General features: G+C 59.1%; 26 protein-coding genes. 23 read left to right on the forward strand and 3 right to left on the reverse strand.

Annotated features, from left to right (window positions below):
* Window positions 1–12 precede the first annotated feature (12 nt).
* From fghA to rpoS, 7 genes are all read left to right on the forward strand, one after another.
* Window positions 13–858: an S-formylglutathione hydrolase gene (gene fghA / locus AACY02_RS02190; protein WP_339430563.1), complete on the forward strand. Its 846-nt coding sequence runs from the start codon at window positions 13–15 to the stop codon at window positions 856–858.
* Between the two features lie 43 nt (window positions 859–901).
* Complete coding sequence (gene ispF / locus AACY02_RS02195) at window positions 902–1375, forward strand: 2-C-methyl-D-erythritol 2,4-cyclodiphosphate synthase (RefSeq protein WP_221732463.1); 474 nt, start codon at window positions 902–904, stop codon at window positions 1373–1375.
* The gene (gene truD / locus AACY02_RS02200) at window positions 1372–2430 is read left to right on the forward strand and encodes a tRNA pseudouridine(13) synthase TruD (protein WP_339430564.1); all 1059 of its coding nucleotides are present in this window, start codon (window positions 1372–1374) and stop codon (window positions 2428–2430) included. Before ispF ends, truD begins: the two co-directional genes overlap by 4 nt.
* The gene (surE, locus tag AACY02_RS02205) at window positions 2418–3167 is read left to right on the forward strand and encodes a 5'/3'-nucleotidase SurE (RefSeq protein ID WP_339430565.1); all 750 of its coding nucleotides are present in this window, start codon (window positions 2418–2420) and stop codon (window positions 3165–3167) included. Before truD ends, surE begins: the two co-directional genes overlap by 13 nt.
* Before the next feature lie 41 nt (window positions 3168–3208).
* The gene (locus AACY02_RS02210) at window positions 3209–3844 is read left to right on the forward strand and encodes a protein-L-isoaspartate(D-aspartate) O-methyltransferase (protein ID WP_339430763.1); all 636 of its coding nucleotides are present in this window, start codon (window positions 3209–3211) and stop codon (window positions 3842–3844) included.
* Window positions 3845–4056: 212 nt separating this feature from the next.
* Window positions 4057–4923 (forward strand): peptidoglycan DD-metalloendopeptidase family protein, encoded by an 867-nt coding sequence (locus AACY02_RS02215; RefSeq protein ID WP_339430566.1) that lies wholly within the window; start codon window positions 4057–4059, stop codon window positions 4921–4923.
* Between the two features lie 106 nt (window positions 4924–5029).
* Window positions 5030–6037 carry an RNA polymerase sigma factor RpoS gene (rpoS, locus tag AACY02_RS02220; RefSeq protein ID WP_221732467.1) on the forward strand — a complete coding sequence of 336 codons (1008 nt, stop codon included), beginning with the start codon at window positions 5030–5032 and terminating at the stop codon, window positions 6035–6037.
* A 488-nt stretch (window positions 6038–6525) separates the two neighbouring features.
* On the opposite strand, the gene fdxA is transcribed toward rpoS, so the two are convergent.
* Both fdxA and mutS read right to left on the reverse strand, forming a co-directional pair.
* Window positions 6526–6849, reverse strand: coding sequence for a ferredoxin FdxA (gene fdxA, locus AACY02_RS02225; protein WP_054047139.1), 324 nt, complete (start codon window positions 6847–6849; stop codon window positions 6526–6528).
* Window positions 6850–7012: 163 nt separating this feature from the next.
* Window positions 7013–9595: a DNA mismatch repair protein MutS gene (gene mutS / locus AACY02_RS02230; protein WP_339430567.1), complete on the reverse strand. Its 2583-nt coding sequence runs from the start codon at window positions 9593–9595 to the stop codon at window positions 7013–7015.
* Window positions 9596–9795: 200 nt separating this feature from the next.
* Between mutS and AACY02_RS02235 the strand changes: the two genes are divergently transcribed.
* The 13 genes from AACY02_RS02235 (at window position 9796) to AACY02_RS02295 (ending at window position 20641) form a co-directional block, all read left to right on the forward strand.
* Complete coding sequence (locus tag AACY02_RS02235; RefSeq protein ID WP_339430568.1) at window positions 9796–10539, forward strand: LexA family transcriptional regulator; 744 nt, start codon at window positions 9796–9798, stop codon at window positions 10537–10539.
* A 526-nt stretch (window positions 10540–11065) separates the two neighbouring features.
* Window positions 11066–11407 (forward strand): phage holin family protein, encoded by a 342-nt coding sequence (locus AACY02_RS02240; RefSeq protein ID WP_339430569.1) that lies wholly within the window; start codon window positions 11066–11068, stop codon window positions 11405–11407.
* A 74-nt stretch (window positions 11408–11481) separates the two neighbouring features.
* Window positions 11482–12003 (forward strand): hypothetical protein, encoded by a 522-nt coding sequence (locus AACY02_RS02245; RefSeq protein ID WP_339430570.1) that lies wholly within the window; start codon window positions 11482–11484, stop codon window positions 12001–12003.
* 3 nt (window positions 12004–12006) lie between these two features.
* Entirely contained in the window at window positions 12007–12615 is a 609-nt protein-coding gene (locus tag AACY02_RS02250; RefSeq protein ID WP_339430571.1) for a phage baseplate assembly protein V, read from the forward strand.
* A 14-nt stretch (window positions 12616–12629) separates the two neighbouring features.
* Window positions 12630–12962: a phage baseplate protein gene (locus tag AACY02_RS02255; protein ID WP_339430572.1), complete on the forward strand. Its 333-nt coding sequence runs from the start codon at window positions 12630–12632 to the stop codon at window positions 12960–12962.
* The gene (locus AACY02_RS02260; protein ID WP_339430573.1) at window positions 12959–13954 is read left to right on the forward strand and encodes a baseplate J/gp47 family protein; all 996 of its coding nucleotides are present in this window, start codon (window positions 12959–12961) and stop codon (window positions 13952–13954) included. The genes AACY02_RS02255 and AACY02_RS02260 overlap by 4 nt, the downstream gene beginning before the upstream one ends.
* Window positions 13951–14586: a phage tail protein I gene (locus tag AACY02_RS02265; RefSeq protein WP_339430574.1), complete on the forward strand. Its 636-nt coding sequence runs from the start codon at window positions 13951–13953 to the stop codon at window positions 14584–14586. The genes AACY02_RS02260 and AACY02_RS02265 overlap by 4 nt, the downstream gene beginning before the upstream one ends.
* A complete protein-coding gene (locus tag AACY02_RS02270; protein ID WP_339430575.1) occupies window positions 14587–17373 on the forward strand; it encodes a phage tail-collar fiber domain-containing protein in 2787 nt (928 codons plus the stop codon).
* Between the two features lie 11 nt (window positions 17374–17384).
* On the forward strand, window positions 17385–17915 hold the full coding sequence (locus tag AACY02_RS02275; RefSeq protein WP_339430576.1) for a DUF4376 domain-containing protein: 531 nt from the start codon (window positions 17385–17387) through the stop codon (window positions 17913–17915).
* Window positions 17916–18015: 100 nt separating this feature from the next.
* Window positions 18016–18201 carry a hypothetical protein gene (locus tag AACY02_RS02280; RefSeq protein WP_003222199.1) on the forward strand — a complete coding sequence of 62 codons (186 nt, stop codon included), beginning with the start codon at window positions 18016–18018 and terminating at the stop codon, window positions 18199–18201.
* A gap of 2 nt (window positions 18202–18203) precedes the next feature.
* Window positions 18204–19370 carry a phage tail protein gene (locus AACY02_RS02285; protein ID WP_150604687.1) on the forward strand — a complete coding sequence of 389 codons (1167 nt, stop codon included), beginning with the start codon at window positions 18204–18206 and terminating at the stop codon, window positions 19368–19370.
* Window positions 19370–19876: a phage major tail tube protein gene (locus tag AACY02_RS02290; protein WP_160056265.1), complete on the forward strand. Its 507-nt coding sequence runs from the start codon at window positions 19370–19372 to the stop codon at window positions 19874–19876. Before AACY02_RS02285 ends, AACY02_RS02290 begins: the two co-directional genes overlap by 1 nt.
* Window positions 19877–20059: 183 nt before the next feature.
* On the forward strand, window positions 20060–20641 hold the full coding sequence (locus AACY02_RS02295) for a phage tail assembly protein (RefSeq protein ID WP_339430577.1): 582 nt from the start codon (window positions 20060–20062) through the stop codon (window positions 20639–20641).
* Here the strand turns inward: AACY02_RS02295 and AACY02_RS02300 are convergent.
* Window positions 20614–21186 (reverse strand): hypothetical protein, encoded by a 573-nt coding sequence (locus AACY02_RS02300; RefSeq protein WP_339430769.1) that lies wholly within the window; start codon window positions 21184–21186, stop codon window positions 20614–20616. The two genes, AACY02_RS02295 and AACY02_RS02300, sit on opposite strands and share 28 nt — an antisense overlap.
* Between AACY02_RS02300 and AACY02_RS02305 the strand changes: the two genes are divergently transcribed.
* The 3 genes from AACY02_RS02305 to AACY02_RS02315 are packed head-to-tail and all read left to right on the forward strand — an operon-like array spanning window position 21148 to window position 23697.
* Complete coding sequence (locus tag AACY02_RS02305; RefSeq protein ID WP_339430764.1) at window positions 21148–23109, forward strand: phage tail tape measure protein; 1962 nt, start codon at window positions 21148–21150, stop codon at window positions 23107–23109. The genes AACY02_RS02300 and AACY02_RS02305 overlap by 39 nt on opposite strands.
* On the forward strand, window positions 23109–23492 hold the full coding sequence (locus AACY02_RS02310) for a phage tail protein (RefSeq protein ID WP_339430578.1): 384 nt from the start codon (window positions 23109–23111) through the stop codon (window positions 23490–23492). Before AACY02_RS02305 ends, AACY02_RS02310 begins: the two co-directional genes overlap by 1 nt.
* Window positions 23485–23697, forward strand: a complete 213-nt coding sequence (locus tag AACY02_RS02315; RefSeq protein WP_339430579.1) for a tail protein X — start codon at window positions 23485–23487, stop codon at window positions 23695–23697. The genes AACY02_RS02310 and AACY02_RS02315 overlap by 8 nt, the downstream gene beginning before the upstream one ends.
* Window positions 23698–23704: the final 7 nt, after the last annotated feature.

The raw sequence follows: 23704 nt of genomic DNA on the forward strand, positions 1-23704 counted from the left end.
AGGAGTCTTTACATGAGTCTGGAAAATATCTCCTGTCAGAAAAGTTTTGGTGGATGGCACAAGCGCTATCGCCATCGCTCGGATGTGCTCGGCTGCGACATGGTATTTGCCGTGTACTTGCCGCCACAGGCGGAGCAGGGCGGCAAGTTACCGGTGCTGTACTGGCTATCGGGCCTGACCTGTACCGATGAAAACTTCATGCAGAAAGCCGGCGCCATGCGCATGGCCGCCGAGCTCGGCTTGATCATCGTGGCGCCGGACACCAGTCCGCGTGGCCCTGATGTGCCGGGCGATCCTGAAGGTGCGTGGGACTTCGGCCTCGGTGCCGGATTTTATCTCAATGCCATGCAGGAACCGTGGTCGAGGCACTATCGGATGCATGACTATGTCGTGCAGGAATTGCCTTCACTGGTTGAAGCGCATTTTCCGGCCTCCGATAAGCGCAGCATCAGCGGCCACTCCATGGGCGGTCACGGCGCGCTCGTATGTGCGTTGCGTAATCCCGGGCGTTACCAATCGGTGTCGGCCTTTTCGCCGATCAACAACCCGATGGATTGCCCGTGGGGGCAGAAGGCGTTTTCGCGCTATTTGGGTGAAGACCGTTCGAAGTGGAAAGAATGGGATGCCTGCGCGCTGATCGCCGAAACCAACGAAAAGCTGCCGCTGCTGGTTGATCAAGGTGATCGGGATGACTTCCTGGCCACCCAGCTTAAACCCGAAGCCCTGCAACAAACGGCAAAACAAGCGAACCATCCGCTGACGTTGCGCCTGCAACCGGGCTACGACCACAGTTATTTCTTCATCTCAAGCTTCATAGACGACCACTTGCAGCATCACGCACGCGCTCTGCGCGGTTAATGCAGGTAGAATCACGCCCTGACAAAAATCGGGGCGTTTTTTTATGCGTATTGGCCACGGCTATGATGTGCACCGTTTCGCTGAAGGCGATTTCATTACTCTGGGCGGCGTGCAGATTGCACACGGCTTCGGGCTGCTCGCTCATTCTGACGGTGACGTCCTGCTGCACGCCTTGAGCGATGCCTTGCTCGGCGCAGCTGCGCTGGGTGATATCGGCAAACACTTTCCGGACACCGACCCGCAGTTCAAGGGCGCCGACAGTCGCGCATTGCTGCGTCATGTGGTCGGGCTGATCCACGCCAAAGGCTGGAAAGTCGGCAATGTCGACAACACCATCGTCGCCCAGGCGCCGAAAATGGCCCCGCATATCGAATCGATGCGCGCGCTGATCGCTGCGGATCTACAAGTTGAGTTGGATCAAGTGAACGTGAAAGCTACCACCACCGAAAAGCTTGGCTTTGTCGGTCGCGAAGAAGGCATCGCCGTGCACTCCGTTGCCTTGTTGCTGCGCGCATGAATGAACTGCAATTGCTCGGCCCGCGGGCCTATGGCGAACCCCTCGGCACTGCGGTACTGAAAGCCATCGCGGAAGATTTTCAGGTCGATGAAGTGCTCGACATCCCGTTCAGCGGCGATGGCGAACACTTGTGGATCTGGGTCGAAAAACGGGGTCTGAACACTGAAGAGGCCGCGCGGCGTATCGCCAAGGCTGCCGGCGTCCCGTTGCGCACCGTCAGTTACGCCGGGCTCAAGGATCGGCAGGCGCTGACCCGTCAGTGGTTCAGCGTGCAACTGCCGGGCAAGGCTGACCCGGATCTGTCGGCGGCGGAAAACGACACACTGAAAATCCTCAAGACCACCCGCCATAAGCGCAAGCTGCAACGTGGTGCGCATTCGGCCAACGGCTTTACCTTGCGCCTGACCCAGTTCGCCGGCGACAAGGCGGCGATCGAGCAGCGTCTGCAGTTGATCGCCAAACAAGGCATTCCCAATTATTTCGGCGCCCAGCGTTTCGGCCATGACGGTGGCAACGTCGTCGATGCGCGTGCATGGGCGGCGCGCAAGGCCTTGCCAGAGCAGCGCAATGTGCGTTCGCGCCTGCTGTCGACGGCGCGCAGTTTTCTGTTCAATCAGGTGCTGGCGGCGCGGGTCGCTGATGGCACCTGGCAGCGCGCGCTGGTCGGCGATCTGTTGGCGTTCACCGATAGCCGCAGCTTTTTCCCGGCCGGTGAAGCCGAGTGCAGCGATCCGCGTCTGGCGATTCTCGATCTGCACCCGACCGGCCCGCAGTGGGGCGAAGGTGACGCTCCGACCGCTGGCGCTGTCCATGATCTGGAACAGGGGATTGCCGCCCGTGAAGCAGAACTGCGTGACTGGTTGATTCACGCCGGCATGAGCCACGAACGTCGCATCCTGCGACTGCCCATTGGCGGGTTGACGTGGCATTATCCCCAGCCTGACATTCTGCAACTGGAATTCGTCCTCCCGGCCGGATGCTTCGCCACCGTATTGGTGCGCGAGCTCGTTGATCTGGTGCCGGTGGGGCAGACGGACAGCCCATGCGTATTCTGATTTCTAACGACGATGGGGTAACCGCACCCGGTCTCGCCGCGCTTTATGCTGCGCTGGCGGATTACACCGAATGCGTGGTTATCGCCCCGGAGCAGGACAAAAGCGGCGCCAGCAGTTCGCTGACGCTCGACCGTCCATTGCATCCGCAATATCTGGCCAATGGCTTCATCAGCCTCAATGGCACACCGACCGACTGCGTGCACCTGGGCCTCAATGGTTTGCTGGAGCGCGAACCGGATATGGTGGTTTCCGGTATCAACCTCGGCGCCAATCTCGGCGATGACGTGTTGTATTCCGGGACAGTGGCGGCAGCCCTTGAAGGCCGGTTTCTCGAGCGCCCTTCGTTCGCCTTTTCGCTGGTCTCACGTCAGGTGGATAATCTTCCTGCGGCGGCCTACTTTGCGCGCAAGCTGGTCGAGGCCCATGCCGGGCTCGATCTGCCGCCGCGCACGGTGCTCAACGTGAACATTCCCAATCTGCCGATTGATCATATTCGCGGCATTCAGTTGACCCGACTCGGTCATCGCGCTCGGGCGGCGGCGCCAATGAAAGTGGTCGATCCGCGCGGCAAGTCTGGTTACTGGATTGCCGCCGCCGGCGATGCTGAAGACGGCGGCCCCGGGACTGATTTCCATGCCGTGATGCAGGGCTATGTTTCGATTACTCCGTTGCAGCTTGATCGCACCTTCAACGATGCCTTCAGAGGGCTCGACGGCTGGCTGGAGGGGCTGCGCTGATGGCTCGTGAACACGAAGACAGAATGCGTAGCGGCATCGGCATGACTTCCCAGCGAACGCGCGAGCGTCTGATTCAGCGTTTGTACGAAGAGGGTGTGTCCAACACTAAGGTACTGGAAGTGATCCGGCGCACGCCGCGTCACCTGTTCGTCGACGAAGCGCTGGCGCACCGCGCTTATGAAGACACGGCGTTGCCGATCGGCCACAACCAGACCATCTCCCAGCCTTATATGGTGGCGCGCATGAGCGAGTTGCTACTGGAGGCCGGGCCGCTGGACAAGGTGTTGGAGATTGGTACCGGCTCCGGTTACCAGACCGCCGTGTTGTCGCAACTGGTGGAGCGGGTCTTCTCGGTTGAGCGCATCAAGGTTTTGCAGGATCGCGCCAAGGAACGTCTGGTCGAACTGAACTTGCGCAACGTGGTGTTCCGTTGGGGCGATGGTTGGGAAGGCTGGCCGGCACTGGCGCCGTACAACGGTATTATCGTCACTGCCGTGGCCACCGACGTGCCGCAAGCGTTGCTCGATCAGTTGGCTCCGGGCGGGCGCCTGGTGATCCCGGTAGGCTCGGGTGAAGAACAGCAACTGATGCTGATCGTGCGCGAAGAGCACGGCTTTTCCCGACACGTTTTGGGCGCTGTGCGATTCGTGCCTTTGCTCAATGGGCCGCTGGCCTGAGCATATATTCAAAGGCGCTGAATTCCTTTCGTTCGCTTTGGTCTTACTTCGGTGGCGAGGGTTTAAACGCAGCAGGTTGTCAGCTTGCAAACGTGTGCGCGAAGCCATTTCGCAACATTAAAGGTAAAGCTGATTCGGCCCGTTATACTGGCGACACTTCATGCCGAAAGCCGGCATTTCAAATTTTTCAGCCACCACAAAGGGAGCGGCGGGTGAGTCTCACAGTCATTGCGCAGCGTATGGTTAACACGAGCTTTCAGCGCCTGGTGACTGGCCTTGTCTTGAGCACCTTGTTAGTGGGTTGCTCCAGCACCAAATCGAGCAATGTTCGAGTCGTTGATCGCAACGCGGTCGCTCAGCGTCCTACAGTGACAACTGGGCAGTATGTAGTCCGAAAGGGGGACACCTTGTTCTCCATCGCGTTTCGCTACGGCTGGGACTACAAAGCCCTCGCGGCTCGGAACAATATTCCTACGCCGTACACGATCCACCCAGGTCAGACAATTCGCTTTGATGGCCGCACCGGTTCAACGTCCACGGCGGTGGTGAGCCGCTCCAGTTCTTCGCCTTCATCGTCGAGTAAAACCACGGTAATCCGGCGCCAGGCGAATGGCACGACAACCACTACAACCACCGGTTCTACGGGCGCTGTACCGTCCGTCGCCAGCAAGCCAGCGCCCGCTCCACTGCCTCCAGCGGGTCCGGCCCCTACCGGCTGGGGATGGCCATCTAATGGCATCCTGATCGGGAAATTCTCTTCAAACGGTAGTTTGAATAAAGGAATTGATATCGCCGGGGATTTGGGACAGCCTGTTTTAGCTGCGTCTGATGGGACGGTTGTATACGCCGGGAGTGGCTTAAGGGGCTACGGCGAATTGGTCATCATCAAACACAGCGAAACCTACGTAAGTGCTTACGGTCACAACCGTCGGCTGTTGGTTCGGGAGGGACAGCAGGTCAAGGTCGGACAGACAATTGCCGAAATGGGGTCAACGGGTACAGACCGGGTGAAACTGCATTTTGAGATTCGCCGACAAGGTAAACCTGTAGATCCGCTGCAGTTCCTGCCAAGACGTTGATTTGTAAGCCAGCCTGTTCCGTCGCGTAGAGGGGACAGGCTCCAGCGCTGCCAAGGATAAAGGCGTCGCTTGAGCTTGGGGTCGAACTCACCAAAGGACTATAACAATGGCTCTCAGTAAAGAAGTGCCGGAGTTTGACATCGACGATGAGGTTCTCCTTATGGAAACCGTCATTGATTCGGATTCGATGTCGAATGATGAAGGGGCTGCTCCACCTTCCGTTCGTTCCAAATCCAAACACTCCGCTTCACTTAAACAACACAAGTACATCGACTACACGCGGGCACTCGATGCCACGCAACTGTATCTCAACGAAATCGGCTTTTCCCCATTGCTCTCCCCGGAGGAAGAAGTTCATTTTGCGCGATTGTCGCAAAGTGGCGATCCGGCCGGGCGTAAGCGCATGATTGAAAGTAACCTGCGGCTGGTGGTCAAAATCGCCCGGCGTTACGTCAATCGGGGGCTGTCACTGCTGGATCTGATCGAAGAGGGCAACCTCGGGCTGATCCGGGCGGTGGAAAAGTTCGATCCCGAGCGCGGCTTCCGCTTCTCGACCTACGCGACCTGGTGGATTCGTCAGACCATCGAACGCGCCATCATGAATCAGACCCGGACCATCCGGTTGCCGATTCACGTGGTCAAGGAGCTCAATGTGTACCTGCGGGCTGCACGGGAGCTGACGCAAAAACTCGATCACGAACCTTCACCCGAAGAAATCGCCAACCTGCTGGAAAAACCGGTAGGTGAGGTCAAGCGTATGCTGGGCCTGAATGAACGGGTTTCTTCGGTCGACGTCTCGCTGGGTCCGGATTCGGATAAAACCCTGCTCGACACCCTCACTGATGATCGTCCAACCGATCCATGCGAACTGCTGCAGGATGATGACCTGTCACAGAGCATCGATCAGTGGCTGTCTGAACTGACCGACAAGCAGCGTGAGGTGGTCATACGCCGCTTCGGCCTGCGCGGCCACGAAAGCAGCACGCTGGAAGATGTAGGCCTGGAGATCGGGCTGACCCGGGAACGTGTCAGGCAAATTCAGGTGGAAGGCCTCAAACGCCTTCGCGAAATCCTTGAAAAGAACGGTCTGTCGAGCGAGTCGCTGTTCCAGTAAGCCACTCGATAGACCGACCGCCAAAAGCCCCGACTGGTTCGGGGCTTTTTGTTTTGTGGATTAACGCGGGTTTACTTGGCGCGATGTAGTCTCAGTTTGTAAGCCATTTCTTACTGTTTCGTAAGTGTTCGCTATTTTTACACGGCAGAAGAAGCCGATTGAGCGAGCTTATGTTTCTTAAGTTTATGATTAATAAGATTATTTTTTGATATGAGGTGCTTGTGACAGCCCATTTTGGCGTCCAGAGGCAATTGCTCTTGGCAGGGAACTCTTTAGTATCTGGGTTGTGTCGACGGACAGACACGCCCTTCAAGGATGAGGGGAACGGACATCGCAGGAAGCGATTCATCAGGACGATGAAAAGGAACACAGGGAATAGGGAAAAAATGTGGGCGGGTCAAACCGCCCCTTTTTTTTGCCTGTAAAAAGGCAAAACCCGGCAAAGCAAAAAGGCCCGCAAGGGGCCTTTTTATCGAGCGCGTGACAGATCAGCGTTCGAGGTCTTTGATCTTGCCTTTGACGCCATCCCACTCTTCGGCGTCTGGCATCGATTCTTTCTTCTCGGTGATGTTCGGCCAGATTTCGGCCAACTCGACGTTCAGTTGAATGAACTCCTGCATCTCTTCCGGAACTTCGTCCTCGGAGAAAATGGCCACGGCCGGGCATTCTGGTTCGCACAGGGCGCAATCGATGCACTCGTCCGGGTGAATCACCAGGAAGTTCGGGCCTTCGTAAAAGCAGTCCACCGGACACACTTCTACGCAGTCGGTGTACTTGCACTTGATGCAGTTGTCGGTGACGACGAAGGTCATTTCTAATTCTCTCCTCAGGCGGCGGCAGCGTTGCCCCTTCACGGTAGGGGGCGCCAGGTTCGGGAGCGATGTCTGCCAGCCAGGCTATTAGCCGGCAGCATCCCAAACCGCGCGAGATTCTACCAGCTTGAAGCCGTTTGCGTTATATCCGCTTCGTTAGTGCTTAGATCCGGTTCTTCAGTGCATATAACATTTCGAGCGCCCGACGCGGCGTCAGGTCATCCAGATCCAGCTTAGCCAACTCATCCAGCACCGGATGCGGCAGGCTGGCGAACATGTCACTTTGTTGCGGTGTCGCCGGTTTGCCCTTGGCCGCTGGTTTTGGCGCTTCATGTGGCAAAGCGGTGTCTTCCAGGCGACTCAGATGTTCGCGGGCGCGTACGATTACTTCGCTCGGCACACCGGCCAGTTGTGCAACCGCCAAGCCATAGCTCTGGCTGGCAGGTCCGGGCAGGACGTGGTGCAGGAACACGATGCGTTCGTTGTGCTCGGTGGCGTTGAGATGCACATTCGCTACCAGTGGCTCGGCTTCCGGCAAAACGGTCAGTTCGAAATAGTGCGTAGCGAACAACGTATAGGCGCGTAGATGCGCCAAACGCTCGGCCGCCGCCCATGCCAGCGACAGACCGTCGAAGGTGCTGGTACCGCGACCGACTTCGTCCATCAGCACCAGGCTGCGCTCGGTAGCGTTGTGCAGGATGTTGGCGGTTTCGCTCATTTCCACCATGAAGGTCGAACGGCCACCGGCCAGGTCATCGCTCGAACCGATCCGGGTGAAGATCCGGTCGACCAGTGACAACTCGCAACTGGCTGCCGGTACGAAGCTGCCGATATGCGCCAGCAGCACGATCAATGCGGTTTGGCGCATGTAGGTGGATTTACCGCCCATGTTCGGGCCGGTGATCACCAGCATGCGCGTGTTGTCATCCAGGCTCAGATCGTTGGCCACGAACGGCGTGGTCAGCACTTGCTCGACCACCGGGTGACGCCCCTGAGTGATGCGCATGCACGGCTCGCCGACGAAGCGCGGGCAGTTCAGGTCAAGGTTCAGCGCACGTTCGGCGAGGTTGCTCAGCACGTCCAGTTCGGCCAGCGCACCGGCGGTGTCCTGCAACGGGGGCAACTGGCTGATCAGATCTTCCAGCAGCGCTTCGTAGAGCATCTTTTCGCGGGCCAGGGCACGGCTCTTGGCTGACAGTGCCTTGTCTTCGAATTCTTTCAGTTCCGGTGTGATGAAGCGCTCGGCGCCCTTGAGGGTTTGACGGCGGATGTAGTCTGCCGGAGCCGATTCAGCCTGCTTGCTCGGCAACTCGATGAAGTAGCCGTGAATACGGTTGTAACCGACTTTCAGGTTGGCCAGGCCGGTGCGGGCCTTCTCCCGCGCTTCCAGATCGATCAGGAACTGGCCGGCGTTTTCGCTCAACGATTGCAGCTCGTCGAGTTCGCTGTCGTAACCGGTTTTCAATACGCCGCCGTCACGGATCACCGCAGGCGGGTTGTCGATGATGGCTTTTTCCAGCAGCGCCGCCAGTTCCGGGTAGGTGCTGGTGGTGATGGCCAGACGTTGCAAGTGCGGCGCTTCCAGATCGGTCATCGCCACTTGCAGTTGCGGCAGGGCGCCGAGGGCATCACGCAGCCGCGCGAGGTCACGGGGACGGGCATTGCGCAGACCGATTCGCGCCAGAATCCGCTCGATATCGCCGATTTCCTTGAGCTGCGGTTGCAGCTTTTCGAAGCGGTAGCCGTCGAGCAGACAAGTGATCGAGGTTTGGCGCGCCAGCAGTACGGTCAAGTCACGCAGCGGACGATTCAGCCAACGGGTCAGCAAACGGCTGCCCATCGCGGTCTGGCAACGATCGACCACCGATTGCAGGGTGTTGTCGCGACCACCGGCCAGGTTGGTGTCGAGTTCCAGGTTGCGGCGGCTTGCGCCGTCCAGCACCACGGTGTCGTCGAGGCGCTCATGGCGCAGGCTGCGCAAATGGGGCAGGGCGGTGCGTTGGGTTTCCTTGGCGTAGGCCAACAGGCAACCGGCAGCGCCGATGGCCAGGGTCAGGTTTTCGCAGCCAAAACCTTTCAGGTCCTGGGTGGAGAACTGTTGGCAGAGACTCTTGAGCGCCGAGTCACGCTCGAAATCCCACGGCGCACGGCGACGCACGCCACGGCGTTTTTCCGCTGGCAGATCTTTCGGCCAATCGTCCGGGATCAACAGCTCAACCGGGTTGACCCGCTCCAGTTCCGCCAGCAGGTTCTCCCAGCCTTTGATCTCCAGCACGGTGAAGTTACCACTGGTGATGTCCAGCACGGCCAAGCCGAACAAACGCTCGTCACCCAATACCGCCGCGATCAGGTTGTCGCGGCGCTCATCGAGCAGCGCCTCGTCGCTGACCGTGCCCGGGGTGATGATCCGCACCACCTGACGTTCCACCGGGCCTTTGCTGGTGGCCGGATCGCCAACTTGCTCGCAGATCACGACCGACTCGCCGAGCTTGACCAGTTTCGCCAGATAACCTTCCGCCGCGTGGTAAGGAATCCCACACATCGGAATTGCCTGCCCCGCCGACTGCCCGCGCGCGGTCAGGGTGATGTCCAGCAACTTGGCGGCCTTCTTCGCGTCTTCGTAGAAGATCTCGTAGAAGTCGCCCATGCGATAGAACATCAGCTGATCCGGGTGCTGGTTCTTCAGGCGCCAGTATTGCTGCATCATCGGGGTGTGGGAGGACAGGTCGGAGACGGCTTTATTCATCGGATTGTCAGGCAACTCGTTCAAAGGTGTAGGGCAAAAGCGAGGCATCTGCCAGGCTTTTACGCGATGAGCGCAAGGTTACCATGAGCGGTCTGCCCGACGCAGGCGCGACGGCCCGCTGACAGTTTTCTGCATTTAAATGTGATTTATGCACGATTTATGCAAATCAGCATTTGTCTTCGCGAAAAACTTCAAGCACTATGCGCGTTATGCAAAAACGCAACGTATCCTCCGTCTTAAGAGCACTGCTCGACCAGCACGGGATCTCCCCCACGGAGCTCCACCGTCGCACCGGCGTGCCTCAATCCACTCTCTCGCGGATTCTCAGCGGGAAGATCGTCGATCCTTCGGATAAACACATCTCGAAGATCGCCGAGTACTTCAATGTCAGCACCGATCAGTTGCGCGGGCGCGCGGATGTTGCGCCGTCGGCCGGTGCCGCGCGTGGTGACGTGCATGCGGAACTCAAGGACATAATGCTGTGGGACGACGACACCCCTGTCGATGACGACGAGGTGTCGGTACCCTTTCTTCGCGAGGTTGAATTGGCAGCTGGATCAGGAAGATTCGTCATCGAAGAAAGCGAGCGCTCCAGCCTGCGCTTCGGCAAGCGCAGCCTGCGGCACAACGGCGTGCAGTTCGACCAGGCCAAATGCGTGACCGTGCGTGGCAACAGCATGACGCCGGTGTTGCGCGATGGCGCCACCGTTGGTGTGAATGCGGGCAAGTGTGGCATCGGCGACATCATTGATGGCGACCTGTATGCGATCAATCACAACGGCCAGTTGCGGGTCAAGCAACTCTATCGCCTGCCTACGGGCATTCGCCTGCGCAGCTTCAACCGCGACGAACATCCGGACGAGGACTACACCTTCCAGGAAATCCAGGAAGAGCAGATCGTCATCCTCGGTCACGTCTTCTGGTGGGGCATGTACGCCCGTTAAGCAGACCCCGGTCAGATAAAACCCGTCCTCGGCGGGTTTTTTTTCGCCTGTGCAAAACCCCCAGCGCCTTGATTTATGCGGCTTTCATGCATGAACGCATGCTGCGCGCATAAATAAATGCATTTGCGCATTGACTGGATATGCATCCATGCATATTATTACCACCAAGCCGCTCGACAAAGCGGCTGGAAACGAAAGCTCTTTAGTTCCACAAGAACAGGCAGCGATGAACCGGCCTCAACGGTTCAGAGGGTTGGCAACTGACCCGGGTGTGCAGCGTAAAGCACCATAAGCAGTTATCCGGCGGGCAGGGACCGCGGTCGGAAAAACAATTTGAATGGACTCGTACCGCGCCAGTAGCGCCGAAAAGTCAGCTTCCTTTTTTGAACACAGGATTTAAAGGAAGGCGAAGGAGCGCATTACTGAAAAGCCCGGCGGATTTGCCGGGCTTTTTGGAATGCCTACCTCAAGAGAAACCGTTTGAACCCAACACACACTATTCATCAATCACACCAGGAGGCGTGACATGACAAACGAGCAACAAGCGTTGGCGGACATGCCTATCTGGCTGGTCATCCTGCTCGCCCTGGTCGGCGGGGTATCCGGCGAAATGTGGCGGGCCGATAAGGAGGGCGCTCGTGGCTGGGCGCTGATGCGACGTCTGGCATTACGATCAGGGGCCTGCGTTATTTGCGGCGTCTCGGCGATCATGCTGCTGTACGCCGCCGGCATGTCGATCTGGGCTGCGTGCGCAATTGGTTGCCTGACCGCAATGGCCGGCGCCGACGTGGCCATCGGTCTTTACGAACGCTGGGCGGCCAAGCGCATCGGCGTCTGCGAAGTGCCAGCGCCGCGCGATCCACACTAACCCCTTCACTGATTTGCTCTGCCGCAACTGTTGCGGCGGGGTTTTGCGTGGACATTTGAAAAGGAGGTCAATACATGCCGGCACCGATCCAGCAGCCCTCGCAGCTGTTCACCGCGATGGCGACAACCTTGCGCAACGCCACCGGCCTGAATGTGCAGGTTGGCGGTCACGAAGACTTCAGTGCTCCCGGCGATCAGGCCTGGGTGTTGATCGACTTTGACCGCAACGCACCGGGAATACGTGCCGCTGATGGACGTATCGCTCATGTGCTGACGCTGTCGCTGCAAGTCATCCCGGCACTTTCCGCCACGGCGTTTGCAGCGTGCGATCTGATCGCCGTGCTGAAAAACCTGATTACCGACAACCGTTGGAACCTGCCCGGCGATCAATGCGATCTGCCAATGAACATTGACGGCTTGCCTTCATTGCTCATCCGCGCCGAGCAGCAATACAAAGCCTGGACCCTGACGTTCACCCAGACCCTCTACCTCGGCCCGACCTTGCTTGATGACCCGCTCGGCACGCCGAAATTCGCCCGTACCTGGGAAGTCAGCAATATCGACGACCCCGACCAATACACCGCGCTGGAGGCCTGACCGATGTTCGACGCATTGCTGCGCATGCAACTGGGCCCGGTCATCGAACGTCTGGCCGAGATGGAAGCGGAAATCGAAGACCTGCATCGGCGCGCCGAAAGCTACTGCCGCATCGGCGTCTGCCAGACAGTCGACGCGGCGAGCAACACCTGCACGGTCAGCCACGGTGGCCTGCTCACGCCGGCCATCAAGTTCTTCAACCCGAGCGCCGGAGCGCAAAGTGAATCGCGGATCCCGACCGTGGGTGAGCAGTGTCTGCTGTTCAACTACGGCAGCGGTGAAAGCAGCGCGCAGAGCGTGGCGCTTTTCGGTCTGAACAGTGACCGTTTTCCGCCGGCTTCGACCGTACCGACGCTGACGCGACGCGTGCATCAGGACGGCAGCGAAAGCGGCTACGACGACGCCACACACACCCTGCATTGGCAGAACGGCCCGGCAGCCTTCAGTGGTTCTCGCGAAGCGCTTGAGCTGAGCATCGGCGCCGCGCGACTGGCAATGACCCCGCAGGCGATCAACCTGCAACTGGGCGCGGTCGGCCTGACCATCGACGCCTCGGGCGTGCACTTCAGCGGCCCATTGGTCGATCACCAGGGCCGTGTCATCAGCCCCTGATTCAAGAGCTTCCCATGATCGGAATCGATAGAGACAGCGGGGCCACGGTCGACGACTGGCTGCAGTTTGTGCAGCGCGCGACCCGGGCCCTGACCACACCGCTGGGCACCCGGCAAAAAAGGCCCCTTTATGGCTCGCTGATCCCCACGCTGCTGGGGAAAAACCTCGGCGACGACGTTTTGCTTCTGGCTCAGAGCCACGCAGCACAGGCGTTCTACAACAAGCAAAACGGCATCGATGATTTTCAGCCGCAAGTGATCGTCGCCAGCCGTCAGGGCGCCGGTCTGCTGCTGCGTTTCGCCGGTACCTGGAAAAACCGTCAACAGACATTCGAGGTCGTGACATGAGCATGTTGATCCCCGGCCAGAACCAATTGGCCGAACCCGCGCTGATCGCCGTCGACGCCTTCGAAGACCTGCTCGCCGAGTTCAAGACCTTCGTCGTCGAATACGTCAGCGCCCGAGCGCCGGGCAGCGCTGCGAAACTCAAAACCAGTCTGGAGAACGAGAGCGAGTTGCTGACGATGGCGCTCGAAGCCTTCTGCGTTCGACTGCAAACCCACGAGCGCAAATACAACGCCCGCATCAAGCAGATGCTGGCGTGGTGGGCGACTGGCAGCAACCTCGACGCACGGCTGGCGGACATGGGCCTGGAGCGGCAGTTGCTCGATCCGGGTGACCCGGCGGCATTCCCGCCAGTGCCGGCGATTTACGAAAGCGACGACGACGCCCGGTTGCGTTATTACCTGGCGCCGCATGCACCGGCGGCGGGTTCGCGGATGCAGTATCGCCGCGAGGTGTTCACCCTCGGCGAACGGCCGACGGTGAAAGTCGAATCCACCGATGCCGGTGTGGTGAATGTCACTTACACCTTCAACCCGGATGGCCTCCCCGCGCAGGTCAAGGATGGCAATGGCCGCCGCACCGCGCCGGGCGAAGTGCAGGTCACCGTGCTTGCTCGGAACGGTGACGGCACGCCTTCGCAGGCATTGCTTGAAGGCGTTCGCCAACACTTCGCCCGGCCCGATGTGCGACCGGAAACTGACCTCGTCACCGTCAAGGCTGCCGACATTCAGCGCTACAAAATTCGCGTCGTTGCCAAGATCAATTCCGGCCCCGATTCGGGCCTGACCCAAGTCGCCGCGCAGCAGCAACTGCAGGCTTACGCCGACAGTTGCCATCGTTTGGAAGGACGGGTCGATCCGAGCTGGATCGACTACACGCTGCACAGCGCCGGTGCCGTGCAACTGCAGATTCTGGAACCGCTGGCGCCGATCGTGACCACTGCGTTTCAAGCGCCGTACTGCACGGCGGTCGAGGTCGAGGTGCTGACGTTATGAGTGAGCCAACACAACGCCCGAGTTTGTTGCCGGCCAACAGCTCGGCACTCGAACGCGGGCTGGATCAGGGCTTCGGCGCACTGCTTGATCGCATCGTGCCGCCGTTTCCTGAACTGATGAATCCGAGTGAAACACCGGTCGCGTTTCTGCCGTATCTGGCGGCGGATCGCGGTGTCGCCGAATGGAGCACTGCCGCACCGGAAACGGAAAAGCGCCTGACCGTCGAACTCGCCTGGCCCACCGCACGCCAGGCCGGCACCCGCAAGGCACTGGAGAACGCGGCCAAGGGGTTGCAACTGCGCCCCGAAGTTCGCGCTTGGTACGAGCAGACACCGCCCGGCGCGCCCTACAGCTTTACCGTGCGCGCCTTCAGCGACCAACCCTACAGCGAAGAAATCGACGCCCGTCTCGACCGACGGCTGGCCGATGCCAAGAGCGAACGGGATGTGCTGTCGGTCTCTGTAGGCCTGAGCGCCTTCGGCAATCACGTCATCGGCGCCGCGACCTTCTGCGGCGAACTGACCACGGTTTATCCGGTGTTCATCGAAGGGCTCGAAACCTCGGGAGAGGCATTCATGGCCGCCGGTATGTACACCGTCGAAACATCCACTATTTATCCTCAGGGGGCCTGAATGGCTGACTATTACACCCTGCTCACCAACGCAGGGATTGCCTACGAAACGGCGTGCAAAGCCGCGGGCGTACCGATCAAGTTGACGCAGATTTCTGTCGGTGACGGCGGTGGCTCGGTCTACAACCCGGCCGCGACCGCCACGGCGCTGAAACGTGAAGTCTGGCGCGGGCCGCTCAATGCGCTGTTCCAGGACGAGAAGAATCCGAGCTGGCTGCTCGCCGAAGTGACCATCCCGCCGGATGTCGGTGGCTGGTATGTGCGGGAAGCGGGGCTGTGGACGGACACTGGCGTTCTTTACGCCATCGTCAAATATCCGGAGTCGTTCAAACCGGTTCTGGCCACCTCCGGCTCGGGTAAAGAGTTCTACATTCGTTCGATTTTCGAGACCAGCAATGCGTCGCTGGTGACGTTGTTGATTGATGACACGGTGGTGAAGGCGACTCGTGCATGGGTCATGAGTTACCTCGCCGAAGAACTCGGCAAACTCGATGGCAAGCAATCGGTGCGTGTTGCTGCATCCAACAACATTGTGTTGAACGGCGCGCAGCAAATCGACGGCGTGGCCGTGATTGCTGGCGACCGCGTGTTGCTGACGAACCAGACCCTGGCCAAGGATAACGGCCTGTGGATCGTCGCCAATGGCGACTGGGTGCGGGCGACCGATGCCAATACCAGCGCCAAGGTCACGCCCGGTCTGACGGTGATGGTGGAGGAGGGCGCGGCGAACGGAGATTCGCTGTGGCACCTGACCACCAACGCGCCGATCACTCTCGGCACCACCGCGCTGACGTTCAAAATGCTCGCTGGGCGCACCGGGATTGCGGCCGGGACTTACAAAAGTCTGACGGTTGATGAATATGGCCGGGCGACTGCCGGTGCGAATCCTGAAACGTTGGCCGGGTTTGGCATTAAGGATTCGTACACCAAGGCTGAAGTTGAAGCGCTGATTGCCAAGGCGTCGGCGTTGCCGGTGGGCTCGATTGTGGCGTTCCCGGTTGACTCGCCACCGCCGGGGTTTCTTGAACTGGATAACAGCGTCAAGAGTAGTGCGACTTACCCGGACTTGAGCGCCTATCTGGACGGCAAGTTCAATAAGGGTGATGAAGGGGTTGGGAATTTCCGTTTGCCTGAGGCGCGTGGGGAGTTCTTGCGTGGTTGGGATCATGGGCGCGGTGTGGATGCCGGACGAGGCCTCGGCAGTTGGCAAGCCGACGACAACAAGTCGCATGCCCATACCGTCACACGCATGCAGGCGTTCGCCAACGCCTCCGGCAGCAATCCGAGTGCCGTAGTGGTAGACAACGGCAATACTGCTGTAATGACCAATTTCGCGGCTGGCTTCAATAGTTCTGGTGGAGCGGAGGCACGACCTCGCAACATCGCCGTCATGTGGTGCATCAAAGCCTGGAACGCCCCGGTCAATCAGGGAACCATCGATGTTGCCGCGCTGGCCAAGGAAGTCGAACGGCTCAAGTCCGCCGTTCCGGTGGGCGCTGTTCTGGCATTCCCGACAGGGATCGTTGCACCCGGTTATCTGGAGCTGGATGGCAGTGTGCAGAGCATTGCGACTTATCCGGATCTGGCAGCGTTTCTCGGCACCACCTACAACAAAGGTAACGAGGGCGCGGGCAATTTCCGGTTGCCAGAGTCGCGTGGTGAATTTCTGCGTGGTTGGGATCATGGGCGTGGTGCTGACACGGGGCGAGCAATTGGTAGCTGGCAAGTAGGCACCGCAACTTATGGCGATGGTGACGGTGTCAATCTGCCGATCCCGAACCTGAATGACCCCAAACATGTGAGGGTTCTTGGGCTTGAGTACGACACCACTCCGGCGGTTGTCGAGTCCGTGACGGTTAATGGCACGGCCACTGCCGCCTCGCAAGGGCTCAACATGGATGGAGTGCAGACTCCGGGTACCGCCTATATCGGTGTGGACTTCATGCGGTCAAGGCCTCGAAACCTCGCCGTCATGTGGTGCATCAAAGCCTGGAACGCCCCGATCAATCAGGGAAGCATCGACATCGCCGTGCTCTCTGAACAGCTGCAACAACTTTCTTTGAATGGACCCATTGCAGGGGACATTCGAAACGCTCGGGTCTCGATTCCGGTTGCTGCTCCGACTGCGACGTTTACAGCTTCCGAGATCGTTCTGGGAGATGTGAATGGGAAAAGGGTCGTTATCTCCAACTTCAATCAGAGCATCAACCTGTCGGCTTCGGTCAAGGGCCTGGGGGCGATGGACGCGGGCGCAGCACCGGTCAATGGGTTTGTTGCGATGTATGCGCTTTACAATCCTGCGTCCAAATCCACCGGCATTATCGCCGTCAATGCCACTGCTGCAATCGCTCCGAAGCTGCTGGCGGGCGTTGCTCCTGATGGATATACGTTTTCCGCGCTTCTCAGCATTTTGCCGACTAACGCCAGTGCTCAATTTGCTGTAGCTGAACAAGTTGATCGTCAGGTGTTCTATGGCACGCAAGTGTTGTCGACAACCGTCTCGGCTCTGACGCTCACAGGGTTATCGATCTCTGCTGCTGTCCCATTGAATGCCAAGTCGGTTTCCGGAAACTTTCAAGGCACGGTGTCGGCCAATGGATACAGCATGGCGCTTGCCGGGTCATCTGCTGCCATAGGTCTTCAGACCTTTATTGTGAACTTTTCAGGGGCCGGCGGTGGTTCATTTCTGGATGTTCCTTTGCTGTCGCCGCAGACGCTGTTTTATCGCCTGACCAGCGCCGGAACCTTTAGTGCTTTTGCTATCACGACGAATAGTTACAGATTTTGAAGGTGAACCCAGTGGAAGATAAATCACGCATAAACGTCATGTTCTCGGATGAGGCGCAAACGAAAATCGTCGCGGTTTTCTCCTGTCCTCAAGACGAGGGAGATTACGCCAATTTGGGTGTGGTCGAACCGCAGGATCACCGCTATCTGACTTACATTTCGGAATATTCGGTTGATCCGCAACTGAGTCCTTCACAGCTAATTGCATCCGAGAGATATCGTCGGGAGGGTCTCGGTATCGTTGTGGGATCAATGGCTATCGAAACATCTCGCGACAGCCAGGCGCTGATCGCCAGTACTGGTCTTGCCGCAATTCTTGATCCCGAGTACCGCTGCAACTTCAAGACCCTCGATGGTTTCGTCGAAATCGGCGCCGAACAGATTCTCGCCATTGCCAAAGCCGTAAGGGCGCGCGTCCAGGCTTGCTTCGATCGAGAGCTTGAGTTGCTCCGGGCCATTGAAGCTGGCACCTACACAGACGAAATGCTCAAAGAAGGCTGGCCTGATTCCACCCCAGTCCAACCTAATCCAGCACTTCAATAAACGCCCCGCACCCCGGGGCGTTTTCTTATCCGTATCAAACCACCCAACACCCGCCAAAGCCCCTCCCCGAGGGGCTTTCCCGTTTATGGAGAAACGAAAAATGGCAACCCGCCAAACCTACACCGTGCTCGTCCCATTCCCCACCGGCGGTGGGCACTGGTCGAGCGTCGGTCAAGACCTTGATCTGCTCGACGTCGAGGCGAGTGCTTTGCACACCGCCGGTCGACTGGAACTGAAAACACCTACCACCCAGGCCAAAAAGGCCGCTGCCAAGAAGGCTGACTGAACATGGCTGAGGTTTTGAACTTCGAGCACAACGGCATTACCGTCAATGCCACCGAATCCCCCGAGGCCATGGGTGGCCTGGGTGACAACGTCATCGGTCTGGTCGGCACTGCGCCGAAGGCCGATCCGCTGATTCCGCGTAACGCCCCGTTCCGCATCAACAGCTTCACCACCCATGCGCTGCTCGATCCGACCGGTTCGGAAGAGGGCACGCTGTACCACGCGGTTTACCAGATCCTCAAAGTGGTCAAGGTGCCGGTTTACGTAGTGATCGTCGAAGCGGGCGCGACCCCGGCCGACACCGTCAACGCAGTGATTGGCGGCGTTGAGCCGGCGACTGGCCGCAAACTGGGTCTGGCCGCACTGGGCAGTGTCCCGGAAGACCTGACCATCATCGGCGCGCCGGGCTTCACCGGCACTAAAGCGGTGGCCAGCGAGTTCGCCTCGTTCGGCAAGCGCATCAAGGCCCGTGTGGTACTGGATGGCAAGGATGCCTCGGTCGCCGATCAGGTGCTGTACAGCCAGGAACTCGGCGGCGCCGATCTCGGTTTCGACCGTTGCCTGGTGGTGCACAACATGCCGGCCGTGTACTCGAAAGCGGCGAAGAAAAACGTCTTCCTGTCGCCTTCCAGCCTGGCGATCGCCGCACTGGCCAAGGTCAAGCAGTGGGAGAGCCCGGGCAACCAGGTGACCTACGCCGAAGACGTGTCCCGCGTCGTTGAGTACAACATCCTCGACACCTCCACCGAAGGCGATCTGCTCAACCGCTACGGCGTGAGCTACTACGCCCGCACCGTGCTCGGCGGCTTCTCGCTACTGGGTAACCGCTCGATCACCGGCAAGTTCATCAGCTACGTCGGCCTCGAAGATGCGATCAGCCGCAAGCTGGTCAAGGCCGGCCAGAAAGCCATGGCCAAAAACCTGACCAAGTCGTTCATGGATCAAGAGGTCAAGCGCATCAACGACTGGCTGCAGACCTTGGTCGCCGACGAAACCATTCCTGGCGGTAGCGTCTATCTGCACCCGGAACTCAACAGCGTCGAGAAGTACAAGAACGGCACCTGGTACGTGGTCATCGACTACGGCCGCTACGCGCCGAACGAACACATGGTTTATCAACTCAACGCCCGCGATGAAATCATCGAGCAGTTCCTGGAGGACGTTCTCTAATGTTTACCAACCGCGTAAGACAGGCCATCGCGGCCACCCTGCAAGGCCTGCCGCTGTCGGCGACCGTTGAGGAATTCACCCCGCCGAAAATCGATTTCGACATGGAAAGCATGACGGGCGGGCGCTTCATCGTTGAGGAAATGGCCAAGAGCGCCAAGCCGCTGAATGCTCAGATCAAGCTGCAAGGCACCGGTGCTGAAGTGTTGCTGGCGATGGGGGTGAAACTGGGTGACGACATCCTGCTGAACGTGCGTGAAGCCGGTCAGGATCAGGACGGCAACACCTGGTTCACCTATCACACCATCGGCGGCAAGCTCAAAACCATGGGTGAGGACGCGATCAAAATGGGCGGCAAAGCCCTGACGACTCTGGACTTCTCCTGCCGCACCTACAACCGTCTGGAAAACGGCATTCCGGTGATCGACATCGACGTGCGCACCCAGAAATTCGTGCTCAACGGCGTCGACATCCTCGGTGATGCGCGTCGTGCGGTGCTGATGCCGTAACGCTGTAAGCCAGCCCGGCACCTGACCCTGTGGGAGCGGGCTTGCTCGCGAATGCGGTGTGACAGTCGACACTCATTCATCTGACAGGCCGCCTTCGCGAGCAAGCCCGCTCCCACATTGGGCCAGTGTGACTGGCCGATGTTTAGCAACACCCCTCCTCAAGAATCACCAAGGAATTCATTCATGTCGTGGATGCCACCCCAGCATGACCTGCTGTCGCCGATCACCGGCGACGACGGCGCGCAGATCGAACAGATCCAGCTCAAACCATTGTTCTATGCCGCGCAAAAAGAAGCGCTGGAACGCGCCGGCGATGATGAAGACGATCAGTTCTTCGAACTGGCGCTGCTCGCTACCGGCCTGTCGGTCAAGGAACTCGACCAGCTCAAACGCCCGGACTACGTGAGCATCGCCCAGTACGTGCACGAAATGTCGACCCGTCCGGCGTCGTACTTTCTCGATCAGGTTGAAGACGCGGAAAAGTCCGACGATCCCGATCAAATCCAACTGCTGCAACCGCTCGCCGTGACCGGCCGCACCGTGACGTCGCTGAGCCTGGAAATGCCGGTGCTGCGCGCCACCAAAGTGATGAAGAAACTGAAAACGGCCAAGGAACGCGCCGAGTTCATCACCGCCCACTGCGCCGGCCTGATGATCCCCGATCTGGCTCACTTGACCGTCCCGGACTGGACCCAGTTGCAGGTGCGCATAGACGATTTTTTAAACCAGCCGGCGGCCTACTTTCGGAACGCGACATCGAAGTAATCCTCGATATCGTCCCGCTCATTTACCCGGTAAGTGAGGCGGAGATTCTGGAATGGGACGCCGAAAAGGCGTTGCGCCGCTACGACATAGCGATCACTCGCCTTGGCGTGAAACAGGAGTAGAGCGGCATGGCAGATGATAACTATGCGTTGACGTTCGCGAAGGTCAATCAAGAGACCCTGACGTCTACGGCATTGTCTGGGGCGGGGGCAGACCCGGCAGGTGCGGCAAGGCTTGAAGGTGGGTTCGCCGGGCTGAGACTGGCACTGGTCGATGCCTCCGTCGAGTTGCGCAATTTGACAGCCGAACAGATCCAGCTCAGGGATGTGCTGGGATCGATACACGAGGTGCTGACCTCGCAGCGCTCGTTGCAACAGGCGATAAATGATCGGCAAGCGCAATTGGGCGCTACGGCCGCTGGCAGTGAGCAAAAAATACCGCGCAGTGCGGATGCTGGCGATCTTCCCCCTAAGCGTTTGCAAACGACCATCGAACTCGACGCTGCGATGGTGAAGCTTGGGCGGGTTGAAGGGCTTGATAGTCATCAGCGTCAATCTCAGTTGGTCATGCTGGAGAAAATGGCCACTGAAGAAAAAGTCGCCGCTGGCGGGACGACCGCCCTTGATCTGATCGACGTCAAGCTCGCCGCCGCCAGGGCCGGGGTGGGGCGTCCAGTCGATGACAAGGGCAACGTTGATCCGGCTGCCGGGCGAAAAAACCTGGTGGACTTCACCCTAGATACAGGCGTCACCGCGACAGCGTTTGGAATGAAGGCACTGGACACCGCCGATATGTTGATCGGTTGGCGTACCTCGATGAGCCTTGAACGGCCAGAAACGCTCGATTTGGCCGACGCCGTCACTGTGCTCGGCGGTAGCCTGAGTGCTCCGATGGCTGACATCGGCGCGATTCTCGGCAGTTACGGTGCGTCGGGAAAACGGGCCGGATTGTCGGTCGAGGAATCGGCAGCGTTTTCCGCGGCGTTGCTCAATGCCGGCGTCAATAGGGCGGATGCCGGAGTGGCGTTCGAAAAAATCATCACGACCCTGGCCTTGGGGGATAAGGCCACGCCTTCCCAGCAGGCGGCGATGGTGCAGTTGGGATTCAATCCTGAAACCTTGGCTGCCAAGATGAAGGCTGATGCCCCTGACGCAATCCAGCAAGTGCTTGAGGCACTTAAAAAGCAAAACCCTGATAAACAATTGAGTTTGTCAAAGGCGCTTTTCACAGTTGACCGGCCGATTATTCAATTGTTGGAGAACACCGGTGAAGTGCAACGCGCTTTTTCACTGGTTGCAGACAAACAAAGCTACGCAAGTTCGGCTCGTGGTGAAGAAGGGGGCGCGCTCAATCAGGCCTCCCTGGCGCAATCGAATACATCGCAAGCGCGTTGGAATGCGCTGGATGCGAGCCTCGATCGGTTTTCTGCAGCGTTCGGCAATGCCCTGGCTCCTTTAACCGATGGCGCCGCGGTGGTTCTCACGACGTTGGTCAAGGGTGTGAGCGCCGCAGCAGAAGCGCTTCCGGCCCTCACTGCCGGTCTGGTTCTGCTTGGCGCTGCAGCTTTACCGTTTGTGGGCGGCGCGTTGAAGTTGGGCGTGGCGTCGGTGCTCGACCTGGTTGCCAAGAAGCTGCTACGCCTGGCATCCACGCGATTGCCGGCGGATATCGCCGACGCGATTACCGGTGACGACGATGGTAATGGGCGTCGGAAAAAGAAACGCTCTGGACGTGGGCCTGGTCGGCGTTCGCTTTCCAGAGCACCGGCTCGCGCAACAGTCCCACGCGTCACTGGGGGCGGTCGTTTGGCAGGTATGACGGCCAAAGTCGCGCCGCTTTTTGATCAAGTGAAGATCGGGGTCAAACTCTGGGCAGATGACATCGCTGGCAGCAAGCTGAGCTCACGGCTCAAAGGGCCGGTCGCCAAACTTGCGCCTCTCGCTGAAAGTCTGGGCGCCAAGGTCATGCCGTCGGTTGCTAAAGCATTGCCCTTCGTCAAGGTCGGTGCGCCACTGGCCATTGCGCATGCTGCGTACTCGGGACTGAAAGGCTGGCGAGAGGGCGATGAAAAAGCGGTAAAAGGCGCCGCCGGCGAACTGGCCGGGACCGCCATTGGTGCCACCATAGGTACGTTCATTGCGCCGGGTATCGGTACTTTCATTGGTGGGACATTGGGCGGAATGCTCGGATCCTATCTGGGTGAAAAACTGGCGACGCCTCCCGAGGACAAACTTGCCCCACCAGCGCAGGTTGCCAAAGATCTATCGAGCGCGCAGACCCAAAACCAGCAAATCACCTATGCACCGTCGATACAGATCAGCGGCAGCGAAGTGGCCAGTTCCGAGAAGGTTGGCGCGATGATCTCGCAGGTCATGCAAAACCACTTCAACAGTCAGTTCATTCCGACGATGAACACCAACCCCCTCGCCACCCGCCGTGACGCAGCCCTCACCGATGGAGTCGTCTGATGAAACAACAAATGGCCCTGGGCAGTTTCATCTTCGGCCTCTCGCGCAATTTCGCCTACAGCACGCTGGCGCGCAAATCCGACGGTGGCTGGACTGAACTGCCGATACTCACCAGTAAACCCAAGTCCCATCAGACCGGGCAAAAACCGGAAACCCTGACCATCGGCGGCACCGCGATGTACGCCGTGGCCATGGAACGGCTCGATGAGCTGCGTGCGCTGCAAGCCTTGAGAGCACCGCTGCCGTTGATCGACGGCATCGGTCGCAACTGGGGTTTGTGGCGGATCACCAGCGTTCAGGAAAACCAGAGTGAGGTCATCGATGACGGCACCGCGATGGTAATCAAGTGGGTACTCGAATTAGCGGAGTTCAACAATGCGTAAGGTCCGAAGCGTGGCCGGTGATTCGGTGAATCTGCTGCTCTACCGCGAGACCGGTCGCAGCGATGACGCCGCCGAAGAAGCCCTGTGGAAACTCAACCCGACCCTGGCCGAACACGGCCCGGTCCTGCCGGCCGGTGTCTGGGTGACCTTGCCGGAACTCGACAGCAGACCGGCCGCGATCAAGCCGGTTTTGGCGTGGGACTAAGGAGGTT

It is taken from the genome of Pseudomonas sp. EA_65y_Pfl2_P78 (genome assembly GCF_963970495.1).
GTDB classification, from domain to species: Bacteria; Pseudomonadota; Gammaproteobacteria; order Pseudomonadales; family Pseudomonadaceae; genus Aquipseudomonas; species Aquipseudomonas baetica_A.

Coding starts and splice junctions, on each gene's coding strand:
- fghA (WP_339430563.1), top strand. CDS start 13: ATGAGTCTGGAAAATATCTCCTGTCAGAAAAGTTTTGGTGGATGGCAC.
- ispF (WP_221732463.1), top strand. CDS start 902: ATGCGTATTGGCCACGGCTATGATGTGCACCGTTTCGCTGAAGGCGAT.
- truD (WP_339430564.1), top strand. CDS start 1,372: ATGAATGAACTGCAATTGCTCGGCCCGCGGGCCTATGGCGAACCCCTC.
- surE (WP_339430565.1), top strand. CDS start 2,418: ATGCGTATTCTGATTTCTAACGACGATGGGGTAACCGCACCCGGTCTC.
- AACY02_RS02210 (WP_339430763.1), top strand. CDS start 3,209: ATGACTTCCCAGCGAACGCGCGAGCGTCTGATTCAGCGTTTGTACGAA.
- rpoS (WP_221732467.1), top strand. CDS start 5,030: ATGGCTCTCAGTAAAGAAGTGCCGGAGTTTGACATCGACGATGAGGTT.
- fdxA (WP_054047139.1), bottom strand. CDS start 6,849: ATGACCTTCGTCGTCACCGACAACTGCATCAAGTGCAAGTACACCGAC.
- mutS (WP_339430567.1), bottom strand. CDS start 9,595: ATGAATAAAGCCGTCTCCGACCTGTCCTCCCACACCCCGATGATGCAG.
- AACY02_RS02235 (WP_339430568.1), top strand. CDS start 9,796: ATGCGCGTTATGCAAAAACGCAACGTATCCTCCGTCTTAAGAGCACTG.
- AACY02_RS02240 (WP_339430569.1), top strand. CDS start 11,066: ATGACAAACGAGCAACAAGCGTTGGCGGACATGCCTATCTGGCTGGTC.
- AACY02_RS02245 (WP_339430570.1), top strand. CDS start 11,482: ATGCCGGCACCGATCCAGCAGCCCTCGCAGCTGTTCACCGCGATGGCG.
- AACY02_RS02250 (WP_339430571.1), top strand. CDS start 12,007: ATGTTCGACGCATTGCTGCGCATGCAACTGGGCCCGGTCATCGAACGT.
- AACY02_RS02255 (WP_339430572.1), top strand. CDS start 12,630: ATGATCGGAATCGATAGAGACAGCGGGGCCACGGTCGACGACTGGCTG.
- AACY02_RS02260 (WP_339430573.1), top strand. CDS start 12,959: ATGAGCATGTTGATCCCCGGCCAGAACCAATTGGCCGAACCCGCGCTG.
- AACY02_RS02265 (WP_339430574.1), top strand. CDS start 13,951: ATGAGTGAGCCAACACAACGCCCGAGTTTGTTGCCGGCCAACAGCTCG.
- AACY02_RS02270 (WP_339430575.1), top strand. CDS start 14,587: ATGGCTGACTATTACACCCTGCTCACCAACGCAGGGATTGCCTACGAA.
- AACY02_RS02280 (WP_003222199.1), top strand. CDS start 18,016: ATGGCAACCCGCCAAACCTACACCGTGCTCGTCCCATTCCCCACCGGC.
- AACY02_RS02285 (WP_150604687.1), top strand. CDS start 18,204: ATGGCTGAGGTTTTGAACTTCGAGCACAACGGCATTACCGTCAATGCC.
- AACY02_RS02290 (WP_160056265.1), top strand. CDS start 19,370: ATGTTTACCAACCGCGTAAGACAGGCCATCGCGGCCACCCTGCAAGGC.
- AACY02_RS02295 (WP_339430577.1), top strand. CDS start 20,060: ATGTCGTGGATGCCACCCCAGCATGACCTGCTGTCGCCGATCACCGGC.
- AACY02_RS02305 (WP_339430764.1), top strand. CDS start 21,148: ATGGTGAAGCTTGGGCGGGTTGAAGGGCTTGATAGTCATCAGCGTCAA.
- AACY02_RS02300 (WP_339430769.1), bottom strand. CDS start 21,186: ATGACTATCAAGCCCTTCAACCCGCCCAAGCTTCACCATCGCAGCGTC.
- AACY02_RS02310 (WP_339430578.1), top strand. CDS start 23,109: ATGAAACAACAAATGGCCCTGGGCAGTTTCATCTTCGGCCTCTCGCGC.
- AACY02_RS02315 (WP_339430579.1), top strand. CDS start 23,485: ATGCGTAAGGTCCGAAGCGTGGCCGGTGATTCGGTGAATCTGCTGCTC.